Origin of the sequence: Cellulomonas sp. P24 (genome assembly GCF_024704385.1) — a bacterium.
Taxonomy (GTDB): Bacteria; Actinomycetota; Actinomycetes; order Actinomycetales; family Cellulomonadaceae; genus JAJDFX01.
Genome location: NZ_JAJDFX010000002.1, coordinates 1,806,009 through 1,818,604 on the forward strand (window position 1 = coordinate 1,806,009; position 12,596 = coordinate 1,818,604).

General features: G+C 72.3%; 8 protein-coding genes and 1 pseudogene. 5 read left to right on the forward strand and 4 right to left on the reverse strand.

All coding sequences use genetic code 11. From position 1 onward, the window contains the following. Window positions 1-61: 61 nt before the first annotated feature. Window positions 62-2,485 carry a glycosyltransferase family 2 protein gene (locus tag LJB74_RS08520; protein ID WP_259308120.1) on the reverse strand — a complete coding sequence of 808 codons (2,424 nt, stop codon included), beginning with the start codon at window positions 2,483-2,485 and terminating at the stop codon, window positions 62-64. A 170-nt stretch (window positions 2,486-2,655) separates the two neighbouring features. Next, entirely contained in the window at window positions 2,656-3,342 is a 687-nt protein-coding gene (locus LJB74_RS08525; protein WP_259308121.1) for an SRPBCC family protein, read from the reverse strand. A gap of 160 nt (window positions 3,343-3,502) precedes the next feature. On the opposite strand from LJB74_RS08525, the gene LJB74_RS08530 reads away from it, so the two are divergent. Further along, entirely contained in the window at window positions 3,503-4,114 is a 612-nt protein-coding gene (locus LJB74_RS08530; protein ID WP_259308122.1) for a DUF2510 domain-containing protein, read from the forward strand. A gap of 138 nt (window positions 4,115-4,252) precedes the next feature. On the opposite strand, the gene malQ is transcribed toward LJB74_RS08530, so the two are convergent. After that, window positions 4,253-6,166 (reverse strand): 4-alpha-glucanotransferase, encoded by a 1,914-nt coding sequence (malQ, locus tag LJB74_RS08535; RefSeq protein ID WP_259308123.1) that lies wholly within the window; start codon window positions 6,164-6,166, stop codon window positions 4,253-4,255. A 531-nt stretch (window positions 6,167-6,697) separates the two neighbouring features. Between malQ and LJB74_RS08540 the strand changes: the two genes are divergently transcribed. The 4 genes and pseudogenes from LJB74_RS08540 to LJB74_RS08555 form a co-directional block, all read left to right on the forward strand. Next, a complete protein-coding gene (locus tag LJB74_RS08540) occupies window positions 6,698-8,263 on the forward strand; it encodes a PQQ-binding-like beta-propeller repeat protein (RefSeq protein WP_259308124.1) in 1,566 nt (521 codons plus the stop codon). Window positions 8,264-8,400: 137 nt separating this feature from the next. After that, window positions 8,401-9,894: a PQQ-like beta-propeller repeat protein gene (locus LJB74_RS08545; RefSeq protein ID WP_259308125.1), complete on the forward strand. Its 1,494-nt coding sequence runs from the start codon at window positions 8,401-8,403 to the stop codon at window positions 9,892-9,894. Between the two features lie 30 nt (window positions 9,895-9,924). Then, window positions 9,925-11,115 carry a serine hydrolase gene (locus LJB74_RS08550; protein WP_259308126.1) on the forward strand — a complete coding sequence of 397 codons (1,191 nt, stop codon included), beginning with the start codon at window positions 9,925-9,927 and terminating at the stop codon, window positions 11,113-11,115. 63 nt (window positions 11,116-11,178) lie between these two features. Further along, window positions 11,179-11,898 (forward strand): annotated as a pseudogene (locus LJB74_RS08555) (alpha/beta fold hydrolase); the annotation flags it as partial. Between the two features lie 234 nt (window positions 11,899-12,132). Here the strand turns inward: LJB74_RS08555 and LJB74_RS08560 are convergent. After that, window positions 12,133-12,588 (reverse strand): GyrI-like domain-containing protein, encoded by a 456-nt coding sequence (locus LJB74_RS08560; RefSeq protein ID WP_259308127.1) that lies wholly within the window; start codon window positions 12,586-12,588, stop codon window positions 12,133-12,135. Between the last annotated feature and the right edge of the window lie 8 nt (window positions 12,589-12,596).

Consider the following 12,596-nt stretch of genomic DNA (forward strand, 5'->3'; position numbering starts at 1 on the left):
GGGACGGGGCGCAGGGACGAGCCGTGCGCGGGCGGTCGGAGGTCGGTGGTCGCCATCGCGGTCACGACCGGGCTCGGGCGCGGGTGTCGCCGCGACGCGGTGACGGGACGGTGGCGACGGCGACCGTCGGGCGTCCGCCCGGGGTGCCGACGTGATCGGGGCCGAAGTACAGCACGGCCTCCCAGTCGGGGTCGCCCGTGGACCCCGCCGCGACGGCGGGGGTCTTCACCGGGACCCGGACCCAGTGCACGAACCCGAGCACCAGGTCGACGAGCGAGTTGCGCACACCGATGAACGCGACGATCGCGTAGGACGTGAGCAGGCCGTTGAACAGGGCAAAGGCACCGTTGCTCCAGTTGTGCGTCATGACGTCGTTGGCGAGCGTGTAGAACGAGAACGCCGCGATCAGGTAGGCCGCGAGGACGTAGAGAGCCGGCGCCGCCGTCCGGTCCTTGACCTTCGGCGTCCGCGCGAAGGCGATCTTGGACTTGGCCGCTGCCTGCTGGAGCGACTTCAGCGTCCCTGCGAGGTTGACCGCGAGCAGGATGAGGTTGAACGCGTACACCCGCAGCACGTCGGACCTCTTGTAGCCGAGCCGTCGGAAGTCCGCGGACATCGCCAGGAAGTACGGCAGTGCGGCGGCGACGACGACGGGGCTCAGCAACCTGCTGTCGAACGGGAACGCGAGCAGCAGCACGAGCCCGATGCTCGCCCAGCAGATCGAGGCCATGTAGGTGAACCGCAGTGCGACCGTCGACCGCGGGACCCGCCGACCGGCCTTGCGTTCGCGCCGGACGAACCGGAGGAACTTCGGCACGATCAGCAGACCGCCGTTGGCCCAGCGGGCACGCTGCACCACGAGTGAGCCGAAGTCCGGTGGGGTCGCGCTGTAGCTGAGGCGCTCGGGGTAGTTGAGCAGGCTCCAGCCGGCGGCCACCAGGTCGATGCTCGACTCGGTGTCCTCGATGACGGTGCGGTCCTGCACGTAGCGGCGGACCTCCTGCCCGCCGACGTAGGACACCTCGACGATGTCGTCGAGCGCGACCTTGCGGATCACGGCGTTGGCCCCGACCCAGAACGTCGCCCCGAAATAGCTCAGTCCCTGGTGGACGATGTGCTGGATGTCCGTCGTGGCGCCGGCGATCCGCTCGAGCCGGGTGCTTGCGCCCCGGAACGCGGAGTACGGGGTCTGGATCACCGCGATCCGCTCGTTGCCCGGGAGCTCGAGGTGGTGGACGAGGCGCAGGCAGTACTCGCGCAGCAGCACGCTGTCCGCGTCGAGCGTCAGGAGGTAGTCGCTGTCGGGGAACTCCAACGCGTCGGGAGCCTCCGAGTCACGCAGGACGATGCCCAGCCGGGTCTCGACCTGGCGGACCTTGCGTCCCATGAGTCCGATGTAGGCGTTGAGGTTCATGGCCTTGTTCGAGTCGTGCGGCAGGTGCGCGTACGTCTTCCGCTCGAACGAGGTGAGCGTGGCGTCGAAGGTCCACACCAGCCGGCGGCAGAGCTGGCTCAGTCGCTCGGCCGGGACCGGCGCCCCCTCGTCCAGCGCGGCGAACAGGGCGCGCGCCGTGATCTCGAAGTCGCCGGCCAGACCGCCGAGGACCTCGTCCGCGAGGAAGTCGTCGGCGTGGTTCACCCGCGGGTAGGCGGCGGCCTGGTCGCGCAGCCACCGACCTGCCCACGCGAAGTCGAGGGCCAGGGCGCGGATGTGATCGGCCGGACCGGCGCCGCCGCGCGCGGCCGTCGCCTCATGGAGGTCGAGAGAGCTGCGGAACCGCTCGTACGGCTCCTTCAGGAGTGCGGTGATCTCGCCCGGGAGCGCCCGGCAGCCGACCAGGCCCGCGAGAGCAGCGGGGTCCGTCGGCGCCGGCGGGTCGTCGAGGAGCAGGACGACCCGCATCCTGGGGTACTCCTGCAGCGCAGCGGAGAGCAGCGTGGAGCGCACGACGGACGGCTCTTCGGCGTACGACGGCACGAGGACGGTCAGCGACGGGCGGGTCTCGGCCATGAAGGCGTCGATCTCCGCCCGCGGTACCCGGACGTGGGTGCGCGACCGGTAGAGCGCGCCCTGCCGCGCCAGGAGGTACATGAGGGCCGAGAGCAGCAGGAGCGTCATGATCCCGACGTAGACGACCGTCTGGATGACGAACCGGCTGTCGTGGATGCCGTTGTCGATGATCCGCGACACGACGGACTGGACCAGGTAGACGCCCCACGCCACCACGGTGACGGTGATCGCCAGCCCGCCGAGCCAGGTGGCGGCCGTGGTGGCCGGCTTCTCCTGCATCGGGAGCGGGGGGCGTGGACGCTCGGCTCCCCACTGGCGCCTGCGTCGGGGCGCCGAGGGGCCGGCGTGCGCGTGGCTGCGCGCGTCGCCGGAGGCGTCATGCAGCCAGGCGTCGAGATCGTCGAGGGCAAGGCCCCCCGTTGTCGCGTCGTTCACCGTTCGCGCTCCAGCACTGGCGAGGTGGTCGAAGTCCACCGGTCACTCCTGTCGGTTGAATGGTCAACAGACCATCGACACCGATCGTGCCCCGACTTGAGCGATTTGTCGGGTGAGTTCACATCCCGGTCACCACGACCCGGCCGGCGCGACGACGTGGCGCCGCCCGCGGCGACCTCGGGACGGGTGCAGCGCGACGAACGCGACGGTCAGCGCGTACGGGTCAGCGCCTCGGCGCGTTCCTTGATCCCGCGCAGCATGCGTTGGCTCATGAACCAGCTGACGGCAGAGACGGGCTCCACGATCAGCGCGGCGGACCGCCGCAGGTACGCGTAGCGCTCACGGACCACCAGCCGGGTCGAGCCGTCCGAGCCGTCTGCGCCGTCCGTGCCGTTCGTGCCGCCCCGGAGGGTGAACGCCCAGGTGAAGTCGTACGGCGGCGGTGCGGGAGAGTCTGCGCCGCCGACCGGGACGGCGCCACGCAGGACGAGGCTCCGACCGGGCTCGACCTGGACGACGGTGAGGGCGACGTCCGGGTGGAGGTGCACCGCGTCGCCCACCGCGACGTCCTGCCACGCCGGCACGATCGTCCCGCTGCTGCGGATGTCGCAGCCGACGAGGTTCTCGAGGCGGTCGTAGCTGTAGAACCCGCCTCGCCCCTGACCGAGCTGGGCGATCCACCCCCAGACGTCCTCGGCCCGTGCGTCGATCGTGATCGCGCGGGTCGAGACAAGGTCGGCCCCCGGCAGCAGGTCGTCACCCGGTACCGGTCCCGTGACCTCCGCGCTCGTCGCCCCCCACCGCAGCATCCACGCCCGAACCGGCGGCAGCGCGAGCAGCGCGGCTGCGGCGAGCAGGACTCCTCGCCGGACGGGGCAAGCAGGACGGGGAGTCACGAGGCACGCACCATGCGGCCATGGTCGCCGTCGGTCACGCACCGAGGAAGCGACCAACGTCCTTCACCCTCTTCCGGGCCGCCATTTGCCAGCGGCAGGCGTCGACCGCGTGATGGACTTGTCCCCCCGCACGTGCCCGCCCTCGTCATGGAGCTCCGCGATGACCACTCCGTCGCCAGGTTGGTACCCCGACCCCGAGGGCCCCGGCATGGTCCGGTGGTTCGACGGCCAGTCGTGGACCGCCCACCGTCAGGCGGCCGCCGGTCAGCCCGGCGGTCCGGGGTGGCAGGGCGGTCCGGGGTGGCAGGGCGGTCCGGGCTGGCAGGGCGGTCCGGGGTGGCAGCCGCCCACCGCCCCACCCAAGCGACGCAGCACCGGCACGGTCGTCATGATCATCGCTGCGTCGGTCGTCGGCGGGCTCATCCTCGTCGGCATCCTGGCGGCGGTCGCGATCCCGGTGTTCCTCAACCAGCGGGCCAAGGCGACCGTGGCCGAGCTCTCCACCCTGACCTGCGCGACGGTCGCGCAGGACGCCGTCGCGCTGTCGAAGCGCGAGGCGACCGCGGACCAGATCCCGCTGGTCGATCTCACCTCCGCAACCCTCGTGGAGGACAACCGCGCCGGGCTCACCGTCCCGTCCGCCGGCCACGAGGCGTTCGTCATGTCGTGCCAGGGCGACGGCACGTGGCAGGACGGCTTGACGTCCGTCGTCACGGTCGACGTCTACCTGACCTCTGACCGCAAGCGCGTGCTCGACATGAGCTGGAAGTGACCTGCCGGACCGGTCCACGTGGGCCGGTCCGGCGTAGGCCCTGCGCTCTCAGGCCCTGCTCTCTCAGGCCCTGCTCTCTCAGGCGTTGCTCTCTCAGGTCCTGCTCTCTCAGGCCCTGCTCTCTCAGGCCCTGCTCTCTCAGGCGTTGCGGGCGTTCAGGACCTCGGCGAGCTGCTGCGCGAGCGGCTCGTGGAGGATGTCCTCGACGGGCCGCGGCAGGCTCAGGCTCCAGTTCGGCCACTGGGTGATCGTCCCCGGCATGTTCGGGCGCTCCGCCACGGCGCCGACGTCGTCGAGCGACGCGAGCACGATCCGCGCCCGGCACTCGGACAGGCGGCGGTACTGCGCCAGCACGGCCCGGGCGACCTCGTCGGGGCCGATCGGCCCGTCGGGGTCCACGCCGGCGACCGCCGCCAGCTCGCGCCGGACCTGCTCGAGCTGCTCGAAGTTCGCGGGCTTGCCGATGCGTCGCAGGTCCTCGGTGTCCGAGCCGGTCAACGTGCCGGCGATCGTGGCCTGGTCGTGCGTCGAGGACGCGCCCATCGTGGCCTCGGGGAACTGGTCCACCGGGAGCCGCAGCGCTGCCCGGTAGCCGAGCATGCCGTCGTCGGCCATGGTCTCGCGGACGCCCTCGGCGACCGTTCCCATGTCCTCGCCGACCACCCACGCGCCGGTGCGCGACGCCTCGACGCGCAGGATCGCGAGCATCGCCTCGGTCGGGTAGTGCACGTAGGCGCCCTGGGCGGCCGAGGCACCTGCGGGCACCCAGAACAGCCGCCAGAGCTGCATGACGTGGTCGATCCGCAGCGCACCGGCGTGCCGCAGCGCGACGCGGACCATCTTGATGAACGGTGCGAAGTCGGCGGCCACGAGCGCGACCGGGTTGATCGGCGGCAACCCCCACTTCTGACCGTCGATGTTGTGGCGGTCGGGCGGGCAGCCGACCTCGAAGTCGAAGCAGATCTCGTCCTGGTTCGCCCAGGCGTCCGCGCTCCACGAGTCGAACCCGACTGCGATGTCGACGACGACGCTCGCTCCCGCCCGGCATGCGACGGCGAGCTGGGCGTCGGCGACCCACTGCGCCCACGCGTAGAACGCGACCCGGTCGGCCCGCACGTCGCCGGTCGAGAGGGCGGTCTCCGGGTGCCGGTCCTGCTCGGACCACTCGCGCCAGTTGCTCGTGCCGTAGCTCTCGGCGAGCACGCACCACGTCGCGAAGCGGGTGAGGTCCTGCCCCTGCTCGGCGACCCAGGCGTCGTGCTCTGCCGGCAGGTGGTCGCGGGTGGCGACCCAGATGCGTTCGAGGGCGGACCGCTTGAGCTCCCACACCGCGTCGCGGTTGATCAGCCGCTCGGCGTTGAGCGCGTTCGCGGCGGACGCGAGATCGGTGAGGTCGACCTGGTCGGCGCCAGGGACGTCCTCGATCGCGATGTGCAGCAGCTGGAGCCACTGGCGCGAGGTCGGCGAGTACGGCGACGCCTGCTGCCCGGGAGTGGGCGCGGCGGCGTGCACCGGGGAGATGAGGACGGCCGACGCACCGGCGGCCGTTGCCTCGCGGGTGATCGTGGCGAGGTCCGCGAAGTCACCGATGCCCCACGAGCGCCGCGAGCGCGCGGCGTAGAGCTGCACGGCCCAGCCCCAGCCGCGGGTGGGCTGCGGGAACCGGGCAGGGGCGCTCACGACGAAGCGGCGACGCCCGTCCGGGGTGTGCAAGTGGTAGTAGCCGGCGGCCGGGGCGATCCCCGTCGGGCCGTCGACGGCTGCACCGGTCAGGTCGACCAGGTCGCCGACGAGCTCGGGGCAGGCCTCCCCCGGGACGCACACGATCGGTTCGGGCGCGACGCGGCCGGCTCCGACCGCTGCGGCGACGCCGGCGAGCGTCTCGGCAGGCGGTGTCTGGACGTGGCCGTGCGCGTCGACGTAGCTCTCCGGGATGCCCAGGTCTGCGAGCGAGTGCGTGCCCGTCGCGCCGTGGCCGAACGCGATGCCGCGGTTCCCGGCGCGCACACGCGCGTCCGAGGTCTGGCGGGGGCGGGTGAGTGCTTCACTCACGAGGAGCTCCTTCTGGTCACGCGAGCCGGGCCGATCGTTCCCGTCAGGAGGTCGGGCTCCGGTCGAGATCACTGTTCGCCTCGGGCGGCGGCCGTGGGGGTGACCGCTCGGGGCTCGTCGTCGAGGTGAGGTACGAGAATTCACTGCAAGCAATGTAAGCGTTTGCAGGCAGGCAATCTATGCGCGGAAGACACCTCGCGTCAACGACGTGTTCGCCCGCTGTGACCCGTTCGTTGGACGGCGGGACCCCATCATGATCGGACACCCCGAGAGCGGGAAGGTCACGCGAGAGGCGCCGATGTGAGCGCGACCATCGCCACCCGCCGATCTCCGCTCGACGTCCCGGCGCCGCACGACGCCCTGACGTGCGCAAACCCCGCGAGCCGCGCGGCGTGTTCGCCGTCAGCGATCATCGCGATCCGCCACCCCGAACCGCGCGCCCCCGACGACGGACCGGTGCAGGCGACGTCCGCCAGAGGTCTCCGGCGGAATCCATCGACGGCGTGGACAGGCTGAGCGACGATGACACGCATGACGACCCCGGGGGCACCTCAGGCGGACGATCCGCAGCCGCCCGTCGGCACGCCCGGTGACGGCCGTCGCCCGAGCTCCACGTCCCGGGGCTCTCGACCGGACGGTCGACCCGCGCGTCTCGTCGATGTCGAGCTGGCGGAGGAGGACGCGACCGCAGCGGACGAGCGCACCGCCGCCCCGCACGGTCCCGCACAGCCGGAGCGTCGCTCGGCTCGCCTCGTCCGGCGCTGGTGGCGGCCGGTGGCGATCGGTCTGGCCGTCACCCTGGTCACGGCATCCGTGATCGCCGCCCGTCGGGAGTCCGCACGTCTGGCGAGCCTGACGAACGTCGACGGCGTCGTCGCGCCGCTGAAGGGCCCGCCCCACGCAGGATGGAGCACGACCACGGCCGTGTGGTCGACGCCGATCGAGACGGCCGGCCGAGTCGTGTACGCCACCCAGCGCGCCGACGGCGGCATGGCTGTGGTCGCCCTCGACGCCCGCACCGGGACCGAGGACTGGCGGACCCCACTGGGAGCACCGGCGTCGGACACGAGCGCATCCCTGACCGGCACCTGCGTCGCCGTGACCGCGAGCGGTCAGCCCGTCCGCCACCTCGTCGCCTGTCTCGCCGGCCTGTTCCTGTTCGGCGGCTCCGCGAGCGACACCCCGAACGTCATCGCAACCTCCACGGACCTCGAGCTGATCGACGCGGCGTCGGGCGTGGTCGTCAAGGACCTGCCGACGGCTCCCGCGACGGCGATCGGTCGGATCGGGCCCGACCTCGTCCGCGCCGAGGTCACCGCGGACGGTCACCTCCGGGTCGTGCGGACGAGTCCGCTCAGCTCGACCTCACGATGGACGTTCACCAGCCCCGCCGCGTGGGCCACCGTCGATGCGTCGAACCTCGGGATCAGCGTCGTCGCGGGCCGGATCCTCGTCCATGGCGGAGCGACCGCGTGGTCGGTGCTCTCCGCTGACGGCGCGGCGATCAGGTCGAGCGAGCAGGTGGCGAGCTCGGGGCGGGTCTCGGGCTTCACCGGTACACAGCTGTTCACCGAGTCGCCGTCGTCCACAGCCGGCGCGTCGCGGACCGAGGTCCTCGACCTCGGCACCGGCACGTCGTTCACCGTCGAGGGCTATCCCACCGGGCCGTTCCCCGACGACGGATCGCTCCCGGACGTCATCCTGACCCAGACGGGCGCGGCCCTGCTCGCGTCCGACGCCGCGACGGGAGCGCACCGGTGGTCCACGCCGCTCAGCAACGGCGGCCAGGTGATGGTGATCGACGAACGGGTCGTGATCGACGACCCGAACTCCCTGCGCGCGATCGACGGTCGGTCCGGATCGGTGACGTGGGAGCAGCACGGTGCCACGCGCGTCGACCACAGCGCCGTCACCGACGGTTCGGTGGTCGTGTGCGTCGTCTCGAAGCCGGACGGCACCGTGGACATGACGGCCTACGGGCTGACCGACGGCGTGCCACGCTGGACGATCGCCGCGCCGTCGCTCACCCGGACGCTGACCACCATGGGCCGGCGGCTGGTCACCGTGGCCGAGGACCGTCTGACCGTGTGGGGATGACGTCGCGCCGGCGGAGACGGCCGGCGAAACTCGTCGCCGATCCTGGACATCTGAGCGACGATGGCAGGTGTGACGATGTCGGGGGGCCGGTCTGTCGAGGGGGTCGCGTTGGCGCGCGGTCGGGCGAGGGTCGGCACATGAGGTCGACGTCGCACGACCCTCGCAGAGGCGCGCCGTCCGGGCGACTGCTGGACGTCGAGCTGGTGGAAGAGTCGGAAGTCGCGCCGAGCGTGGACGGAGCCGTCCCGCACGGTCCCGCGCCGTCGGACCGCCGCTCTCTGCGCCTCGTCAGGCGCTGGTGGCGGCCGGTGGCCATCGGCCTCGCCGTCGCGCTGGTGGCTGCTTCCGTGATCTCCGACCGCCGGCAGGCCGCGCGGCTGGCGGAGTTCGCCGACGTCGACGGCGTGGTCGCGCCGCTCGACGGGACGCCCCACGCGGGTTGGAGCACGACGGCCGGTCTCTGGTCGGCGCCGATCGAGACGAGCGGCCGCATCGTCTACGCCACGCAGCGCGTCGACGGGGGCATGGACGTGATCGCCTTCGACGTCGGCACGGGGACCGAGGACTGGCGGACCTCGTTGGGAGCACCGACCTCGGAGGCGAGTGCGTCCCTGACCAGCACCTGCGTCGCCGTGACGGCGAGCAGCGGACCCTTCCGGCACCTGGTCGCCTGTCTCGCCGAGCTGTTCATGCTCGGCGGCGCCGAGAGCGGCACACCGACCGTCACGACGACCTCCACCCACCTGGAGCTGATCGACGCAGCGTCGGGGAAGATCGTCAAGGACACGCCGACGGCTCGTGCGACGGCGATCGGTCGGATCGGCGCCGACCTCGTCCGCGCCGACGTCACTGCGGACGGTCACGTCCGGATCGAGCGGACGGACCCGCTCGGCACGACCCCACGGTGGACGTTCACCAGCCGTGCACCGTTGGCGGCCGTCGACGCGTCGAACCTCAGGATCGACGTCGTCGCCAACCGGATCCTCGTTCTCGACGGGACGACCGCCTGGACGGTGCTCTCCGCCGACGGCACCGAGGTCAGGTCGAGCGATCATGCCGTGACCTCAGGGCGGATCTCAGGCTTCACCGGTACGCAGCTGTTCACCGAGTCGCCGTCGTCCACCGTCGGCGCGCCGCAGACGGAGGTCCTCGACCTCAGCACCGGGAGGGTGTTCACCGTCGAGGGCTATCCCGCCGGACCCGCTCCCGATGACCGATCGGTCCCGGACATCCTCCTGACCCAGACGAGTGACGCCCTGCTCGCCTCCGAGGCCACGACCGGGAAGCTCCGGTGGTCCACGTCTCTCGGCAGCGACGGCCGGGCGATGGTGATCGACGGACGTGTCGTCGTCGACGACCCGACGTCCCTGCGTGCGATCGACGGACGGTCCGGGCGGGTGCTGTGGGAGCAGCGAGACGCCGCACCGGTCAACCACAGCGTCGTCACGGACGGCACCGTCGCCGTCGCCGTCGCCACGAAGCCGGACGGCACCACCGCCATGACGGCCTACGGGCTCGACGACGGGCTGCCACGCTGGACGGCCGCCCTGCCGTCTGGCACCCGTGGGATCGCCTCCCTGGGCCGACGGCTGGTCACCGCCACCTCCTACAGCATGACCATCTGGAGGTAGTGCCGCGTTCCCCGGCGCCACAATGGACGGGTGACGCCGCCGTCCGCAGGTCCCGCCGAGGTCGACCCGCGCGCCGCCGGGATGGACCCGGCCCCGCTCGAGCGCGCATGGGACCTCGTCGTGCAGCGCGGCGCACCGGCACAGCTGTGCGTGATCCACGACGGGAACGTGGTGCTCGACCGCACGTACCGGTGCGAGCCGGACGCGTTGTTCTGGATCTTCTCGGCGGGCAAGCCGTACACCGCGATGCTGGTCCACCTGCTCGCCGAGCGGGGGGTGCTGTCGCTCGACGACTCGGTCGCGCGGTGGTGGCCGGAGTTCGCGCAGCACGGCAAGGGTGGCATCACGATCCGCCATGTGCTGCAGCATCGCGCCGGGCTGCCGACCGCGGGGAGCTTCCTCGGGGACGCGCTCGCGATCGCCGACTGGGACCGGTCGGTGCGCCGCATCGAGCGGGCACACCCACGATGGCCCGCCGGGGAGGTGCCCGCCTACGAGATCCTCACGTTCGGATTCATCCTCGGTGAGCTCGTCCGCCGGGTCACCGGGGTGCCGGTGGCGGAGCTCCTCCGCAGCGAGATCCTCGATCCGCTGGGGGCCGGGGACACCTACCTCGGCCTGCCCGACGCGGCGTGGCCGCGGCACGTCCCGCTGCGGATCCGGGGACCGCTCGGGATGCCCGCGCAGGTGGTCCTCAACCGGCGGCGCACCCGTCAGGCCGTCATCCCGTCCGCGGGGATCTCGACGACGGCGCGCGACCTCGCCGCGTTCTACGACATGCTCCTGAACGACGGACGGGTCCGGCAGCCCCTTGCCCCGGACGAGCGGTCCGCGGGCACGGGCACAGGCACGGGCACGGGCACGGGCACGGGCACGGCGATCCTGCGGCCCGAGACCGTCGCCGCCGCGAGGCTCGCGACGAGCCACGGCGAGGTCGATCGCTTCGCGGGCTTCGCGATGCGCTGGTCGCAGGGGTTCCAGCTCGGTGGCGACGGGAGCCCGGCCGACGCGCGCGGCAGCCTGGGGCGCCTCGACCGGCCCCGGGCGTTCGGGCACAACGGCAGCAGCTGCTGCATCGGCTGGGCGGACCCCGACTCGGGGATCGCGTTCGCCTACCTGAGCAATCGGTTCGATGGTCGCCGTGCGGGGGCCGACCATCAGCTCGCGCTTGCCGACGCGGTCCTCGCGGCGTGCGACCCGGGTGGCGACGCCCGGGGGTGACGACGGGATGAGCCTGCGCGCCAATCCCCCGATCGAGCGGCGCGCCGTCCCTACTCTGGGCGGATGGTGACCGAGGACGATCTCACCCTCAGCGACGGGCGCACGCTGCGCGTGTATGACGCCGCAGCGCACGACACCTGCGGCCGGCTCGTCGTCTTCTGGCACCACGGGACCCCCAACACCGGCGCCCCTCCTGAGCCGCTGCTGACCGCGGCTGACCGACGCGGGATTCGCTGGGTGTCCTACGACCGCCCCGGCTACGGCGGGTCCTCACCGCACGACGGTCGGGACGTGGCGTCGGCGGCTGCGGACGTCGCTGCGATCGCGGACGCGCTCGGCATCGGGAGCTTCGCGGTCATGGGGCACTCCGGCGGAGGCCCTCACGCGCTGGCGTGCAATGCCCTGCTGCCCGATCGGGTCGTCGCGGCGGTCTCGATCGCCGGCCTCGCACCGTTGAGCGCACGAGGGATCGACTGGTTCGGGGGCATGGCCGGCGCCGGCGTTGCTGAGCTGCGCGCGGCGATCGAGGGGCGCGAGGCGCTCGAGCGTCGCCTCGCGACGAGCGAGTACGACCCGGCGATGTTCACGACGGCCGACCATGCGGCGCTCGCCGGCGAGTGGTCGTGGCTGCTCCGTGTCGTCGACGCTGCCAAGGCCGGCGGTCCGGGCGGGATGATCGACGACGACCTCGCGTACGTCCGGCCGTGGGGGTTCGACCCGGCGTCGACCGCGGCCCCGGTCCTGATCGTCCAGGGCGGGCAGGACCGGGTCGTGCCGCGGGCGCACGGTGCGTGGTTCGCGCGGCACCTGCGGTCCTCGGCGTTCCTGGCTGCGCCCGCTGGACGGTCACATCTCGGTGCTCCGCGAGGCCGTGTCAGCGATGGACTGGCTGACCGAGCACGCGCACGACTGAACTCGTGCCGGCCACCGTGGCGCGCGGCCGGGCGGAGCGCGTCACCGGATCGAGCACGTCACCGGATCGAGCACGTCATCGGATCGAGCACGGTGCCGACGCGGTCAGGCGACCGGGAACACGACCCGCGTCTTCCAGCTGTGCGGGTCTTCCGCCATGCCGGGTCCCAGGAGGTACTCCTCCCACATCTCCGGTGCAGGTGTCAGCCCGTGCTCCGAGAACCACCCGGTGAGCTCGTCGTAGGTCACCGAGAGCGTGTCGTACGGCCCGCGGTGGATCGCCATGACCGCGTCGCCGCCGCGCAGGGTCGCGGCCGCCAGCTCGGCTCCGAGGTCCCACGGGTGGGCGAGCGGGAATCCGGCGAGCACGTCGACGGTCTCGGTGACCAGGCCCCGGTAGAGCGCCACGGGCGGCCCGGCAGGGGCGATGCCGTGCCGTCCGAGCTCCTCGGCCGTGGTGGCGAAGGCCCGGGCGAAGAAGGCCGTGAGCGCCCCCATCGGGACCACCTCACGCACACCGGCGACTGACTGCGGTTCCAGGTGGACTCTCGTGATCGTCATGATGGCCC